Source organism: Deltaproteobacteria bacterium (genome assembly GCA_020845775.1).
Lineage (GTDB): Bacteria > Bdellovibrionota_C > UBA2361 > SZUA-149 > JADLFC01 > JADLFC01.
This window is the reverse complement of sequence record JADLFC010000051.1, coordinates 1-16,133: the sequence shown is the minus strand read 5'-3', so window position 1 is coordinate 16,133 and position 16,133 is coordinate 1. Positions and strand designations below refer to the sequence as shown.

Genomic DNA, 16,133 nt, shown 5'->3' with positions numbered 1-16,133 from the left:
TAAGCAGATAAAACAAATTACTCTTTCGCTTCGTCATCCTTTTTCTCTATATGCGGAATCACACAAACCACAAACCGCCGATTGCCAAAGCGCAATGTATCGCCATGATTAACAGTCCCCATGGCACCAGTGATTTCTTCCTCTACACTCGCACCACTTCGCAAAACACCTGTGCCGAACTCCGAGAGTTGATCTAGCACTTGAATTTTTCCGTCGGTCGTAGCCCGGATAATCGCATGCAATGGCGAGATGCTTTCATCTTCAATTAAAATAAACTCTCCATGGCTAGTTGGCTTGGAAGTTAACAACCATCGCCCAATTCTAATGTCTACCACCTCACCGCTTGAGCTGTTATCAAAACTAACCAAAAACCCTACTATCTTAGACCGAGGCTTTTCTGGCTGTGGCGAAGGTGCCCTCCTTACCTCGCTCTCTTGATAAACAGAAGCGCGCTGCTCATGTCCTGGAAACACTGGCGCATGCCCAGAAGCAAGATTTCGCGTTGGGTTTTGCTGACTGCCAATAGATGCTTGATCACTTGGAGAACCTCTATCCATCTCGAACAATCCAGCACGCGATTGCGATGGCATAGTCATTTTACTCGTGTTCTCCCGCCTCCCTAGCCTGCCAGACTCCTCTCCTGGGACACCTGTCCGCCTCAGTGGATCCTCAATAGATTTTCCCACTGACGGCGTTTCAAAGCCGCCTGTAGACGCTTTAGAAGCAGGCGAAGAAAATTCAGGTTTCGCACTCGGCACATATCCTCCAAATGCACCCTCTCGTGGAGCCTCGCTATCGGTTCCAAGCATAGCCCTCACTTGATCGGTAATTTCTGGCGTAAGCATTACAGTGCGATTGCGCGCTCGCGATGCCGCTATGCTTCCCATCCCTTTGTCTTCAGTTTCCCTAGAATCGCGCTTTTCCTTTTCCTTGTCGAAATCTTGACTATCTTCACTCATTATTCTCACTCCAAAACTAGCTCTACAAAAACCAGTACGTTATCCCAAACATCTTTTCTCTCGGCCTAACCAAATCTCACAGCTCTCACAGCTGCAACAAGACTCCCAAAACCGCAACCATACTCCCAAGAAATGCCAGCAAAAGGATCAATACTATTTTCTTCCCCATGGAAAGCTGGGGGAGAGTTGACTTCTTCGTCGCTCTTCTGCGATCCGATGTTCGATCTTTGCCATTGCGAAATTTTCCGGGGCTTTCCTCCCGCAGTTGCCCCTCTAGAGGCAATATGGAGATGGTGATATTATCGTAACCCCCTCGTTTCTTTGCCAACTCCACGAGCCTAACGCAGCTCTCCTGTGGGCTCGTCTGCGAAACGACCTCCGCAATCTCGTTATCAGAAACAAGGCTATACAATCCGTCACTACATAAAACGAGACTATCCGTAGGAGCTCCGTCCTCGACATCCCAAATCCAATAAACTTGCGTCGCCAAATCTAGATGAGGCTCAGCGCCTAAACAACGAGTGAGCACATGCGCCTGTGGGTGAGAAAGCGCATCATCTTCATCTAGCAAGCCCTTATCGACGAGATCCTGAACGTAGGTATGATCTATAGTTAACTGCTGAATCGAGTTATCTCGCACTAAATATGCTCTGCTATCGCCAGCATGAGCGATTACTGCCTCATTATCCTTTACCAGCAATCCCACAATTGTAGTACCCATGGCGCTAAATGCGGGATTCTGCCTACGAAGCACAATAACTCTATTGGCTTCTTCAATCGCACTGACAAGAGCTTCCTTTCTGCTAGCATATTCCCGCGTTTCTAATCCGCGACGAATCGCGTCAATAGCTAGCTGCGCAGCTAGCTCGCCGCCCATTACTCCACCCATGCCATCGCAAACCACCCATGCCCTGCCCGCTCGCGATTCAATTGCAGCATAGCGATCCTCATTGAGGTCTCGTTCACAACCAACATCAGTAATGGCAGCGGGAATTTGCAAATCACTTCTGTCGTTGACAAGCCCCTTTACCGAGCTTCGTCCATCAAACATCTTAGCCTCCTTAAACTAACAACCTACAAACATAGAAAAGACTACAACCCTTCTCACATTCATCTACATATATTTCTTCAAAACACGAACCGCTATCGCTACAAAGACGTGTCGAAAAATTCTAACTTCTTCCTAGACATTTAAGGCTCATAACACATATACTTACACGGCAGATTATCTAATAATCTTAATATCTAATAACATTTTCCGAGAAAATCATTCTACAACTTCCCAATTTCAAATAAATTATCACTACCTTCCTCACACAAACGAGCCTTAAACCCACGAGTGCGCAACCATGCTGCTAAATTTGCCCATTCATGCTGGTTAATATGGCCGGCAAATTTTGTGTCACCCCTATGCTCGCGTATGGGAAAACCAGCACTAATCCACCTCTGTTTTAATATCTGAAAACGCCCGCCAACAATTGTTCGCAGTTGCGACAGAGATGTAATGCCAATCCACTCCACATTACCTTCGCCGAGGCCGCCCACCAACAAACGAGCATCGGCTAGAAAACCCCCAAAAAACTGCCTGGCCAAGTTGTAAACTATAGCTTGCCGCCGATGGCAAATAGCATCGGCTACCAGCTTCCTAATAGCCTCCCTATCTGTTTTTGATGCAACAATGCGGCCTCCGATATCGCTAATAGCGATCATCAACTCACCAAGTTCTTTTTTGTTCTCCATATTCCACATGACCTTACTGCTTTTTTCTGACTTCAGCAGCTATATTCTCTCATGTACTAACAATTGAATCTTTTCGTACAATTCTCTTTGTCCAATGGGCTTAGACACGAACTGTGTTTTACCTAATTTCTCAATATCATCTCCAAAGTCAAAATCGCTCGAACCGCTAACTACTAGAATAGGTAGCGCCAAGCCGTATTTCTCCCTAAGCAGTCTCACCATTTCATAGCCATCGCCATCCTCCCCAACTCGCAGATCAGTAATCACAAACGCTGGGCGCTTCCCCGTATCGATGGCCTCGCGTGCTGCTGCTATAGTGTGGGCAATCACGGGCACCAGATTAAATGCTCGCGCAATTCTAGCATAGCTTTGAGTCACCGCTTGCTCATCATCGATCATGAGCGCCCATGGTTTTTCATCGGTAACAGCATCAACGCTTGCTGGTTTACTTCCTCGAGGTAGAGTCAACACAAATGTCGATCCCTTACCAGCCCCTCCAGACGAAACATCCAGCCCGCCACCTTGCGCCTCGGCAAAACACCTGCATCTCCACAGACTAGAATCCCCAGTAGCTCTGCCGGTTCCACTCGAAGCCGCACCATAAGAAAGTATACTCTTGGCCTCTTCCTTAGAAAAACCCGGGCCCGTGTCTGTAAAATCCATCCATACCCACGCATCGGAATATCGCAACGCAACACTTAAAGTGCTGGATGGCTTGGAATAAGCAATCCCATTATTCAGAAGAGTTCGAACGGCCGTTTCCAGGTGATCCCGACTGGACACGCGAACCCACACGTCCTCCTGTCCACCTAGATCCACCTCAACCATAATCCTTCTGCGCTGCGCTCTAATCCGCGCAAACGATAATGAGTCCTGCATAACTTGCCTAAGATCCACGAACTCTCGCGGTGACAATCCCTCCTTCTTTTCGAATTCTCGCTCCCTCTCAATATCAGACACAACTGTCGCCATAGTCCGTGCGGTGACGCCAATCCGCCTAAGATACGAAACCACATTGCTGGCCTTTTTTTTCTCATCCCTTTCATCGCGTGACTTTCTTTCGCTTTTAAAGTCAACACTGCAATCCTCCAGCGCCATCTCACAGGAGGAAATTACATCCTGAATTGAATTGTTAATCTCATGAACCAACAAGCTCATCTCGTACGAGTGGTCGGCTGCGCTATTTCGGGCTCGCCTCTCGGAGGCCGACCTAAGATATTTCTCATACAAATATTCGAACCCAAGCGACACCTGATCGCCTAACGCTCGCGCAAGATTGAGGTGACTGCGCTGTATGAACTTGGCTATTGGCATCCTCAACGCCACAAAGACTAGCGCCGATCTATTTAATTCCATTTTTCCTGGCATATCAGCCGGAAATATAGTCTCGGTCTGTAGGAATCCTGGTACATTCAACTCAATCAGGATTCCGTGGTTTGCAAAAAATACTCCAAAACGCCTATCAAAGAACTCCAACGGCGAGGGGAGCCAATCTAAAACGCGAATATTCACACTAAATTCGCCATCAACTGGTGCATCACTTTCAGGGTTTCGCCTATCGATAGGCCATTCCATTCCATTTAAAACATAAGCCCTAGCATCTCGCACAACCTCGAGATGACCAGTTCCTTTTGACACCAACGCTCCATGAGACGAAAACAGTGTCGTCAAGTAATCTGCCAAAACTCGCAAAAATTCTTCTGCCGCCCGACAGTGCACTATCGAGCGACTAAACTCGGTCAACAGATAGCGCTCCCTAATACTCGCATAGGAAACCATGGATAACAAAACCATGAAGATACAAGTAGCAGTAAAAAAGGAGACCCCCATCAGTCCATATCCACCAACATGTACAAAATTAAGACCTACCAACAAGCCAGCAATGATAAGGGGCGCTAGTTCGCTAATCGCCCAAGGAATTAACCCTATGCACGCAACCAAACCTATAGGCACCACTCCCCACACTTGCTGTTTTGAAAACAAGTAAAACGTCATACCGCCTGCCAATAACAATAAGAGCAGTGCAAGCAATGCACCGAAATAGCCAATATGCGACCGAGGGACGTCGCGTTTGGAAAGCAAGAACAGTCCGCCCCAAAAAAGCCACAACATTGCCACCCCAGCTCGCATGTATGAAACATCTCCTAACAGCACAACGAAGACGAGGCTCGACATAGTGATTAATACCAAGAGCACCAAAACCATTCGTTCAATGCGCTTTGCCTCAAAACCAAAGCGAGAATCGCTAGGAATCTTACCAATGCCTGCTATCACGTCCCCCACTTTTGTGCCGTGACGAGTCTTTGCTGCTGATGAATATTGCCCTAGGTCAGAGAGAAACTTTGATAAATAAACTAAGCGATGGCGCTGCACTAACGCTGCTACGATTATAGACGATATTATCGCGACGCAGAGCAAAAGAAGCTCAAGCCCATTAACTTTAATCGTGGACAAAAACACCTCGAGATATACGTCACTCCTAGAAGCGTTACTTAAGACAAATAGACAAAATCCGACAAAAGCCAGCACCGCCCCCAACAACATCTGCATCCCGAGGGCCCACGGCAAAGTAACGGTGGTATAGGACAAGTAGGTAAGGACAAAAATGGGCTCGATAATCCTAAAATCCCTGGGAATAAGTCTCGCTTCGCCAAACAAAAAATTGCTAGCCAAAAGAGATGCAGCGAGAGAAGTGCCTATAACGATGAGTATACCCCTATACCGATGTTTCACTACGCGAAAAAGCAACGGAATAGAAGCAATCGGCAATAGTGCGGAAAGACGCAATAGCATAGACCCAATTCCCCCAAGGGCAACAATAACTATCTCGATAAAAAGAAGAACGAGCGCCAAGGACAGCTGTAAAAATACGCAAGTAGCAATATGATCGCCACTGTGTGCATCCTGAAGCCTATCTATTGTCTCAACAGAATTGCGGTAAATGCGTTCGGTTTTTGCGTCCATAGGAAAAGACTTTAGCCTGGCATTAGCCAATCTTAGGATTCATTTCTTTCTTGCACGAGCCGCATATTACTCGCCCTTCAACTACAGGGGGAAGCTGAGTCTTATCCGCAAAAGAAACTATATAATCTGAACAGCCACAATAAGTGCAAGCTGGGATTTCTCCACTATCATTTAGAAACAGGCCGCGCGACGGCCCATTTACACATAGGCGCAAAAAATCCTCTAGCGAGATCCCTTTAGTCGTTTGCAAACTCACACTCCCGAGCAAACCCTGAACAGTTTCTAGAATTGCCCGGTTTTCTGCCGCAGCTGACGCCTTAACTATATAGGCGGACGCACCCTCATCTAGGAATCTCTGTTTTAGATGGACAGAAGGATTGCCTGTCAAAATTATCACATAAGAAGCGCGTTTTGAACGCCTCAAGGATTCAAATAAATAAGATCCGGATTTATCGCTTAAGCCTATGTCCAGGATAGCCAAGCGATATTTATCCAAATTCAACAACCTCTCGGCCTCCTGAACGCTCTCAACAGCGTCCACTGAAAAATTCGCATCGAGGAACAACCTTTCAAGGCGTTCCCTCTCACTAGCACCATCCTCAACTACTAGTATATCGCGCATAAATCTTCCCAATGCCTCTTATCTATCACTCTGGAATCAACGCAATCGGATGAAGCGTCTTAACTTAGGTTCTACAAAAAATCTATCGGACACGTCTAATCCAACGCCCTAGTATATATTTAGACTCACTATGGTGTATATTAGGCACGTGAAAATTATTGGTTCGACAAAGGATATTTGATTAATATGATTTCCGTGCAATTCGATGTGTGCATTATACTGAACGAACGGGAACCTGAGAAACAAAACTTTGCTCGGGAACTCGAACAACGACTATCGGCACGCAAATGGTCATGTTTTCGACTTAAACCTTCGAGAAACATGTTGGAAATAATCCTGGAACGCAAACCGAGACTACTCATCATCGACTATGTTCTGGGCGATGTAGGATCGGCGATGGATATTCTTGCCGAAATACAGAACGAACCTGTTAGTGCCATTTTGTATACAGACGAACCAAGCCTGAATGTGGCAGTAACCGCCATAAAGTACGGAGCAATCGATTATATAGAGATGAGCTCTCAACAAAGCTTGGAAAGAGTGCTGCTAGCTGCACAAGCAGAGCTCGACCGGCTTGCATTAGTTAACAGTCAGACATCTGCAGCTAATGCACATAATTCGCAACAACACCTAATCTGCCAATCCGATAGTTTTAAAGCCTGCGTGAACGAAATTAAATCTCTCGCAATACGACCGATAGACGTATTTGTCATAGTCGGTGAGGCGGGGGCTGGACGAAATACCCTAGCACGCCACTATGCAGCTATGCGTAAAAACAAAACATTCGTTACCGAAATCGACCTCGAAATTTGGACAGATGTTCTATCTTCTCTATTTGGCAACCCTAGAGATCCCCGCATTGAGCCACTTCTATCATATGGAAACGTAGTGTTTATTGATCATGTGGAATTCGATCCAATTGGCGAACTCCTTAACAGCGTTCTCGAAAACCGCCAAGCTCTCTCGACAAATCGGCATGTTGGCGAATACACTACACTCGTAGTGGGCACTAAGTGTCGCAGGACAGCCATGGGATGGAAAAAACTGCTCGATATACCTACAGTCGAGGTTCCGCCTCTTAGAGAAAGGTCTGCTGATTTTTTTCCCTTAGTGCAACAGTTTATAGAGGAAGCCGTTGTTAATTCGCATCATAAGGTTGAACTTACACAAACTTTCTTAAAGGAATTAATAGCTAACGAATGGCCTGGAAACATAAAGGAGCTTCGTGCAGTAATAACGGAATCTGTTTACCAAGCCGTCGCCAGCGGGGATAACCCAACAAGCCATACTCGCCGCAAACAGTCCCAAGGACCGATAGAGCTTCCCCTTACCCTTGCAGTCGACATAAAAGACGCATGGGAGAAGTGCTTTTTTGCCCAGAACGCCTTACCCGATCCACTGCTTGCTCGAAAAACGCTGGATGAATCGCTCGGTAACTTGCGGGTGTGCGCAGCTAAGCTCGGCACTAACGTGCCTTTGCTGCTTCAGATGCTAGAAGCTAGTACAAACAATGGAAAGTCAGTATAACTAATAGAAGGATCGCAACATGTCCGGGCAGCAATCCACGCATAGCGCAAACCAACAGTTAGACTCTTTCTCCCTCGACATTTGCATCCTAGGCTCTCCCGACTATGCTAGATATCTCGCGGCCATCTTGCGCAGCTCTGCCGCCGCCTCTCACTACAAGAACATGCAAATCACCTCCACCTCGCCCATGGAAGCGCGGTCGAAAGTGTTCTCCGAAAGGCCCGACGTATTAATAGCGCATATTGACGCCAGGATGGCAGTAAGCGATCTCGTCTGGCTTCGCGCCCTATTAAGTCAACTCCGCGAAAGATTCGACAACGACATTTACATCATTATAGCACTGTCCAATCCCTTAAAACTAACTTATGTCGGCGCACTTCTATTTAAGGATAGCTCATCACTAAAACCTTCCGGTCTCATCGATAACGTCGCTATCGCGCCTCCATCCGGTATGCCAACTATTGCTACACTTGAGCAACAGCTTCTAGACCTTCTTCCTCTTGTAATATCTGAGATGAAGCGGAGAGAATCCGGTCAATGCCCATTGCCACATTTATGGGAGGATGACTGGGTGCCTATTATGTGCGATCCGAAGAGCCAACACACGTGGATGCAGTGGTTGCCGCGCTATGCCAGCTACACAAACGAAAACGCCCTAATCATTGGGCCCACTGGTAGCGGCAAAACTAGATTAGCCCGAGCGCTGCATAAACTTTCTCAAAGACGCGGGCCATTTGTTAGCATTACACCACGAGATTTTTCGTCAACGGAGCTCGTGCAAGCAGAACTGTTCGGCGCCGTTGCTGGAGCCTACACTGGAGCCGTGGAAAAGTGGGGATTGGTCAAGCTGGCAGACAGTGGCACGTTATTTATAGACGAATTGCAGAGCATAGATCAGGACCTACAAGGCAAGCTGATAACCTTTATCGAAAATAAAATTTACAGAAGGGTCGGCGAAGCCGATAGCCATGTCGCCGATGTTCGATTTATTTTTGCGACTAATCGCCCATTGCACGAGCTCGTGGAGACTGGCTGTATTCGCGAAGACTTTGCCTATCGACTTGAGCGTCTACAACTTTTTCTCTCTTCTATAGACACGCGCAGGCTCGATATAGCAGCGGGGGCAAGCTTTTCTTTGGCAAAGGTGTTAATCGAACGCGCATACTCTAGTAAAACAGACTCACAACACCAATTAGCAGAACCAGTTTCAGTCGAGGGCCTAACTGAAGATGCTTATCGCCTGCTAATCAGTGCCACATGGCCAGGGAACTTGCGACAACTTGAAAATACTATTGCGCGATTGGTCGAATTAGCAGATATAAAAAACAGTCGGCTAATCGATTTTGAATGCATGAATACAGCCATGAACGACCTTTTGAGGGAGCCAGAACTTACACCGCGTGATGTTTTTCGAGAAGCTGCCTTACTCACCGCAGCATCAGTAGCAAATCACCAGGTCGATTCCCTAGAAACTTGCCTAATGGAGCTTGAAGAAAACATAAGAAACAAAGCTCTTGAACTTGCCGGCGGCGACATTGAAGTGGCCGCCAAGTTTATAAAGGACTCAAAAAAGGCTATGGAACTCTTTTCTGCTACTAGACAGTTGCTATGACAATGGAATTCGTTAGCATCTCCAAATTCCTGTATCTGACAAAACTTTCGTGTGCGGATGTGCTTTCAATGTTAGAAAATGGCGTACTTGGCACATCTAAGGACGAGAGTGGTAGACTTTTGATTGACATTAGCTCCGTAACGCCAGAGACACTAGCTCGTCGCCCAAATCCTTTGGTGGCGCAAGCTACGGCCAGTGACCTCGCCATATTCGAGGAAGTAATCGCTTCGGAAGTAATTGCTCAAATGTGTCCGCTTATAGATGAAGCAATTGCACTGGCTAAATCCTGGCATAACGAGACTATGAAAAGCACAGAAGAGGAGGCAGCAGCGCCAAAAAAGAAAACACGCCAAGCGCCGACCTCCCAGCGAGACACTAGCAACTCCGTAGACTAACTAATTAGCCGTACGCGGTAGCCCAAGAATCCTTTCGGCAATAATATTTCGCTGAATCTCCGACGTGCCCGCTGCAATAGTTCGGCCTCGGGAGTAGAGATAGCGATACTGGTGTATGCCATCCCTGACCGAGTCAGCTCCTCCCGTAATCGGGGCCCAATCCCCAAGAAGCTCTAACGCAAACGAGCAAATCTCTTGAAATGTTTCACTCCAGATTAGCTTGTCCAAGGATCCCTCCGGCCCAGGAGTAGCACCCTCGCTATAGGCAATGAGATGGTTGATGGCTAGCGCCCTAATTGCCATGTTCTTAGCTAACAAGCGCCCGAAGCTAGCGAGCGATTGATCGTTATTGGGTAACTGCCGCAACACTTCAGCGCTGTCTTTCAGTGCGGCATGAGATTGCAGATGCCTGGCAAATGTCAATACAACTCGCTCATACATCAACGTAGATATGGCTATCTTCCAACCATCCCCCAAGTTCCCCACTATATTTTCCTGCTCAACTTCTACATCCTCGAAAAAAACTTCATTAAACTCATCGTCTCCAGAAATCTGCATTAAGGGCTTAACGCAGATACCACTTGCCTCCATGGGAACGAGAAAATAGCTAAGCCCCTCATGTTTACGAGCATTCACATCTGTTCTCGCCAACATAAAACACCAGTCAGCATACTGAGCAAAGCTGGTCCAAACTTTTTGTCCATTGATGCGCCAAAATACGCGCAAACCATCCTGAACCCTATCGGCCCGAGTACCTAGCGAGGCCAAGTCACTTCCCGCTTGAGGCTCGCTAAAACCCTGACACCAAATCTCTTCCGCCGAGAGAATCTTAGAAAGAAACCGCTTCTTTTGCTCCTGGCTACCGTGCTCGATTAGAACTGGCCCCACCATCGTTATGCCAAACAAATTGATTAGCTGTGGGGAATTGACTTCAGCAAGCATTTGCTGAATTAAGGCCTCCTCGACTAAACTTAAACCCCGTCCGCCAAACTCTTCTGGCCAGTGCACTGCGACCCATCGCTCAGAGGCAAGTTGCCTTTGCCACTTAGTGCTAATTTCTACAAAACTTTCCAAATCAAGTCGCCTAACCACCGCCGGTGGCGGATTAGCTTTGAGCCACTTCGCAAAATCTAGCTGCAGTTTCTCTGCCGATTGTCCTAATTTTAACGACAACATAGTTACGCCATCAACTCGCCCAGTTTATGCACCATTGTTGAAATTATAGCTAACTCATCGCCATCGCCAGAAGCTCTTATTTCCGAAACTAAAATACGCGCTAGCGAAATATCTAATTTGGATAAGGCCTCTCCCCTTGCAACTCTTGCACTTGGCACTCTCGTATCGGCCGCAAAATCGAATATAACTTCGTCCACGCAGGCGCTAAAACTATTATCTATACTATCTCCACGAGAACAAAAAATGACTTTGAGTTCCTCGGAACCAGAAAGATTGCGGCTTAATACCTCAAAACCTCTCGGCTCTCCACTAATTTTCCTTACAGTTGTCGGAGTAAATCCAAGTCGACTTAAAATCCAAGCACCCAGCAAACACGCATCAGACGGCAATTCAACAAATTCATCCGACAACTGGCTACAAACAATCACCACTCGCACAATGCGTCTCACTGCTCCCTGCTCTCTAGGGAGCTCAAAAAGGCCAGCTACAGAATCGCAAAATCCCTTAAGCCTCACCCAGCTAAGGTCGCGCACACCCAGATTGCCATGTCCAGAGTTTTCCAAACTGCCTGCACAACCAGACGCTCCGACAATACCATCCTCCTCGCGAGCCCTTTTACATAGACTACCAACATGCTCAATAAACCTTGGCCCATTGCTAAGGTATTTAGAGAACTGCCGCGAATCATATATTACGCGATCGCAGATGGGCCACAGAAGAGAAAACAACTCCATTACTCCACTTCCATCTTCGCAGCTACGACGCCCTTTGCTGCCACAAGGGAAAAATGGATCGCAATTTAGCACCATGACTGCCGACACATCTGCTACTAACAGCCCCAAAAGCAAGCTCGGAATTCCAGCGAAACCCTCCCGACTAGTCCTTATGTAGACTTCCTCCGAACAAACGTGTGCTCCAGAATGTGCCAACGCGCAACGCGATGAGACAAACGTCTCGATTGGCAAAACACTTTTGTTCGCATCGCTGTAATTTTTTTCCGCCGAGAACTCGACTACAAAAAAACGCGAGGGATGTGCAATGCAAAGCTCTCCAATTAACTCGTCTACATCGTGCTCGACACCCGTTTTCTCCGATGAGCAAAGAAAAATAATATTCGAAAATATTGCCCTAACGCGCGGGCTGGACTGAAGGCTTTTTGCGCGTTCGGAATCTTCTGCAAAATCTCGCTCGGCGGTCTGTCGCCAGATAGCTCTTAAGGCCGACTCGACTTTGTCTAAATCGACTTGGAAATATCGATGCAAGAGCGAGGAACTCTTTTCCGGACATCCGCCCGGCTTGTCGCTAGTCACTACAAGCGCCTCCACCCGCTAATGCCAACGCGCTTGGAAATGAGCTCATCAGCTGCGACTGGGCCCCAAGTTCCTGCCTTGTAGCCATAAACCGGACAAGAAGTATAACCCTTATCGCTCCAAGCGCCCAGTATTGGCATTACTATTTTCCACGATTCCTCTATCTCGTCATTTCTAGTAAACAGGGTTGCGTCTTTGCGCATGCAATCGAGCAATAACCTCTCATACGCCTCTGGCGGCTCCACGCCAAAAGAGGTTCCATAACTAAATTCCATATTTACCGGCTGCACCTGAACTTTTGGGCCGGGAGGTTTTGCACTAATCTTAAGGGATATGCCTTCATCTGGTTGAATCTGGAACGATAGGATGTTTGGCCGCAATACGTCGACCTCTTCCCCAGAAAAAAGCGTAAGCGGGACTTTGTGAAAGTGAACCGATATCTCTGTAACCCTTTTGGGAAGGCGTTTTCCGGCCCTAATAAAAAAGGGAACCCCTGCCCATCTCCAGTTATCGATCATTAGTTCCATAGCGGCAAAGGTTTCCGTGACCGAATCCTCACTTACCCCTGGTTCCGCCAAATATCCGGGAACGTCTTTACCAGCTATATGACCTGCCAGATAGCGACCTCGAACAGCCTTCTGCGACACTTCCGATTGAGGGATAACTCGCACTGAGCGCAAGACCTTTACCTTCTCATCGCGGACGGCATCGGCTTCAAACGCCACTGGTGGCTCGAGTGCAACCAAACACAGGAGCTGCATCACGTGATTCTGCACAATGTCGCGAAGGATACCTGCGCGATCGAAATACCCTGCCCTGTTTCCGACACCCACCGATTCGCAAACAGATATTTCCACATGCGAGATATATTTGTGATTCCAGATTGGCTCAAATATGCCATTCGAAAAGCGAAAAACTAGCAAATTCTGAACCGTTTCTTTGCCCAAATAGTGATCTATTCGATATATCTGATCTTCTCGCGCATAACTAGCTAATGCCCTATTCAACCCTCGTCCCGAAGCGAGATCGTGACCAAAGGGTTTTTCTATAATGACGCGAGCAAGCCCGGGCGACTCCGAAGAAAAAACGTGCTCGGAATTGAGAAGGCCAGCAACCGATAACTGCTTAGGTATAATCTCAAAATAATCCGGTGATGTCGCTAGATAGAAGATGCGGTCGTGTTGAATTCCAGACTCTCGATCGAGCGCCTCTAATTTTTCCTTTAATAGCGCATAGCCCTTTGGCGCATCGAACTCGCTTGAGAGGTAAGAGACATGTGATGAAAAAGTTTGCCAGGCGGCCTTATCGCTTAGCTTCCTTCGCGAATGTGCTTTTAATGACTCCTCGAGGACTTGGACAAAGGCCTCGCCGGACATATCGCGACGAGCGACTCCAATCACTTCAAATTGCTTTGGCAATAAACCGTCTACAAACAAATTGTACAGTGCAGGAACCAGTTTGCGGCTGGTCAAATCTCCTGAAGCCCCGAAGATTACAACGGCACAAGGTGGCAACTCCCGCAATGATGTCAATTCGCTCGACTTAAATGGATTAGTCATTTTTTAACGGCATGGCCCCCAAATTGATTTCGCATAGCTGCAAGAAGTCTATCGCTAAAAGTATTCTCCCGACGCGACCTAAATCGCGCCTGCAGTGAGGCCGTGATGACTGGCGCTGGAACCGCGAGATCGATTGACTCCTGCACTGTCCACCTTCCTTCGCCAGAATCTGAAACATAACCTTTTAGCTCTTCGAGCTTTGGATCCTCCTTAAGTGCTGCCGCAATTAGCTCTAACAGCCATGAGCGAATTACGCTGCCCTGGTTCCACAACTGCGATATAGACGGCAAATCGAACTCAAACCTCGAGCTCTCAAGCAAATCAAAACCTTCGGCGTAGGCCTGCATAATGCCATATTCGATTCCGTTATGAATCATTTTTGCATAATGCCCAGCACCGCTCGGCCCAACGTGCAAGAAACCATTTTCCGGAGCCAAGGTTTTAAATACTGGGCTAACGATATCGACGGCCTTTTTATCTCCGCCTACCATCAGGCAATAACCCACCTTTAATCCCCACACCCCCCCACTAGTCCCTGCATCTAAATAGTAAATGTTTTTAGACCTAAGCTTTAGTTCTCGCTCTATCGTATCAGTATAGCGGCTATTGCCGCCATCAATTAAAATATCCTCCGCATCTAGCAATGGGATTAAGGAAGCAATAGTTTCGTCTACAATCTTTCCTGCTGGCACCATCATCCAAACTACTCGTGGCCTATTCAGAGCTTTTACCAGACCTGCAAGCCCATCCGCTGCTATCATATCCTCATTTTGGAGTTCAGAAACAGTGGCTGCGTTCATATCGTAGCCAACAACTTCATGTCCTCCGCGAATCAACCGCCGCACCATATTGGCGCCCATTTTACCCAAGCCCACAAAAGCTATCTGCATATAAACATTCTCCTAGGAAAAAACCCAGCGCACTTGTAAAACAATTTTACTCAGCAATCTTTTTAGAGATGGTCTCACCAATTGCCAAAAAAGACTCTTCGAATTTCTTTACGCCATCGACCTGCAAATCCTGAAGCACTTTATGAGTATCAATGTCTAAGTCTTCTAGAGAGTCCTTTACTGCCTTTGCCTCCGCGACCATCTTATCCAGAGTTAAGGTCGCAATGCCATGATCTGCGAATGCCTCGAGCGTAGCATGCGGCATAGTGTTAACTGTTTCTGGTCCAATGAGAGTTTCTACGTACATCACATCTCTATAGTTTGGATTTTTTGTGCTCGTACTTGCCCATAAAGGTCTCTGAACGCTTGCTCCTTTGTCTCTCAAAGCTTTAAACCGATCACCATGAAATATTTCCTTAAATGCTAGATAGGCAAGTTTTGAGTTTGCTATGCCAAACTGCCCTAGTAATTCCTTAGCCCGTTTGCCCCGTGCGGCATCAGCGCCGTCTATAATTTTCTGTAGCTTTGCATCTATAGCGGAATCAACTCGACTTACAAAGAAGCTTGCAACTGAGCGCACTTTATCCACTGGCAAGCCCTTTTTAATCCTGGCTTCTAGTGCCTCGCAATAAGTGATAGCCACCTGTCGGTAGTTTTCCACTGAGAACAATAGAGTGATATTTACGTTAATTCCCTCTTCCAGTAATTCTCTAACAGCCGGCAAACCGTTTTGAGTCCCAGGTATTTTTATCATAATATTGGGTCTAGAGAGAGCCGAGTGAAGTCGCTTAGCCTCGACAACAGATTCTTTAGTGTCATGTGCCAAGAGTGGCGAGACTTCGATACTAACAAAACCGTCGTTGCCCTCACTAGATTTAAAGATCGGCGCCATTATATCTGCTGCATCGCCGATATCTTTTACGGCGAGTTGTTCAAAAATATGGTTAGTATCTAAGCCATTCTTGCGCGCCGACTTAATTTGATTATCGTATATAGCACTGCCGCCAATGGCCATATTAAAAATGCTGGGGTTCGATGTGAGCCCCCTTACTGAATAGTTTTCTATTAGGGATTTAAGAGTCCCATCGGCAATCATATCTCTACTAATGTTATCGTACCAGACACTTTGGCCAAGTTCAGTCAATTGTTTAAGTGCATTAACAGCCATTGGGTTAGATTCCTACTAAAGTAAAACAAAATAACAGAATTTAGATGCAAATGCGGACAAGCAAATAGAAAGTTTTGTCGCTACTTTTGCTTGCCCCTTTACGAGAGTCGACTAATATTGGCTCTTTAGCAAGAGTAGAAATTGTAGGTTCTCTATAAATCACTTTTTACCTAATCTACACTTAAGAAAGTAGGTAATCGCGGACAGTCGT

General features: G+C 46.9%; 13 protein-coding genes. 3 read left to right on the top strand and 10 right to left on the bottom strand.

Annotated elements, in window-relative coordinates; genetic code table 11:
• Nucleotides 1–17 precede the first annotated feature (17 nt).
• The 5 genes from IT291_03520 to IT291_03500 all read right to left on the bottom strand — a co-directional run bounded on the left by IT291_03520 (nt 18) and on the right by IT291_03500 (nt 6,285).
• A complete protein-coding gene (locus tag IT291_03520; GenBank protein MCC6220293.1) occupies nt 18–959 on the bottom strand; it encodes an FHA domain-containing protein in 942 nt (313 codons plus the stop codon).
• 85 nt (nt 960–1,044) lie between these two features.
• Nucleotides 1,045–2,010, bottom strand: a complete 966-nt coding sequence (locus tag IT291_03515) for a serine/threonine-protein phosphatase (protein MCC6220292.1) — start codon at nt 2,008–2,010, stop codon at nt 1,045–1,047.
• Between the two features lie 221 nt (nt 2,011–2,231).
• A complete protein-coding gene (locus IT291_03510) occupies nt 2,232–2,699 on the bottom strand; it encodes a hypothetical protein (protein MCC6220291.1) in 468 nt (155 codons plus the stop codon).
• A gap of 39 nt (nt 2,700–2,738) precedes the next feature.
• Nucleotides 2,739–5,663: a response regulator gene (locus tag IT291_03505; GenBank protein MCC6220290.1), complete on the bottom strand. Its 2,925-nt coding sequence runs from the start codon at nt 5,661–5,663 to the stop codon at nt 2,739–2,741.
• A gap of 22 nt (nt 5,664–5,685) precedes the next feature.
• Nucleotides 5,686–6,285 carry a response regulator gene (locus IT291_03500; protein MCC6220289.1) on the bottom strand — a complete coding sequence of 200 codons (600 nt, stop codon included), beginning with the start codon at nt 6,283–6,285 and terminating at the stop codon, nt 5,686–5,688.
• A gap of 186 nt (nt 6,286–6,471) precedes the next feature.
• Here IT291_03500 and IT291_03495 point away from each other — a divergent pair, with 186 nt between their 5' ends.
• The 3 genes from IT291_03495 to IT291_03485 are packed head-to-tail and all read left to right on the top strand — an operon-like array spanning nt 6,472 to nt 9,819.
• Nucleotides 6,472–7,812 (top strand): hypothetical protein, encoded by a 1,341-nt coding sequence (locus IT291_03495; GenBank protein MCC6220288.1) that lies wholly within the window; start codon nt 6,472–6,474, stop codon nt 7,810–7,812.
• A gap of 19 nt (nt 7,813–7,831) precedes the next feature.
• Nucleotides 7,832–9,424 (top strand): sigma 54-interacting transcriptional regulator, encoded by a 1,593-nt coding sequence (locus IT291_03490; protein MCC6220287.1) that lies wholly within the window; start codon nt 7,832–7,834, stop codon nt 9,422–9,424.
• Nucleotides 9,421–9,819: a hypothetical protein gene (locus IT291_03485; GenBank protein MCC6220286.1), complete on the top strand. Its 399-nt coding sequence runs from the start codon at nt 9,421–9,423 to the stop codon at nt 9,817–9,819. Before IT291_03490 ends, IT291_03485 begins: the two co-directional genes overlap by 4 nt.
• Here the strand turns inward: IT291_03485 and IT291_03480 are convergent, their stop codons facing one another.
• Genes IT291_03480 through tal form a run of 5 tightly spaced genes read right to left on the bottom strand, consistent with a single transcriptional unit; the run spans nt 9,820 to nt 15,922 of the window.
• Nucleotides 9,820–10,995 (bottom strand): acyl-CoA dehydrogenase family protein, encoded by a 1,176-nt coding sequence (locus tag IT291_03480; protein MCC6220285.1) that lies wholly within the window; start codon nt 10,993–10,995, stop codon nt 9,820–9,822.
• Between the two features lie 2 nt (nt 10,996–10,997).
• The gene (locus tag IT291_03475; GenBank protein ID MCC6220284.1) at nt 10,998–12,305 is read right to left on the bottom strand and encodes a glucose-6-phosphate dehydrogenase assembly protein OpcA; all 1,308 of its coding nucleotides are present in this window, start codon (nt 12,303–12,305) and stop codon (nt 10,998–11,000) included.
• Entirely contained in the window at nt 12,305–13,864 is a 1,560-nt protein-coding gene (gene zwf, locus IT291_03470) for a glucose-6-phosphate dehydrogenase (protein ID MCC6220283.1), read from the bottom strand. Before zwf ends, IT291_03475 begins: the two co-directional genes overlap by 1 nt.
• Nucleotides 13,861–14,754, bottom strand: coding sequence for a decarboxylating 6-phosphogluconate dehydrogenase (gene gnd / locus IT291_03465; GenBank protein ID MCC6220282.1), 894 nt, complete (start codon nt 14,752–14,754; stop codon nt 13,861–13,863). The genes zwf and gnd overlap by 4 nt, the downstream gene beginning before the upstream one ends.
• Before the next feature lie 46 nt (nt 14,755–14,800).
• Nucleotides 14,801–15,922: a transaldolase gene (tal, locus tag IT291_03460; GenBank protein ID MCC6220281.1), complete on the bottom strand. Its 1,122-nt coding sequence runs from the start codon at nt 15,920–15,922 to the stop codon at nt 14,801–14,803.
• Nucleotides 15,923–16,133 lie beyond the last annotated feature (211 nt).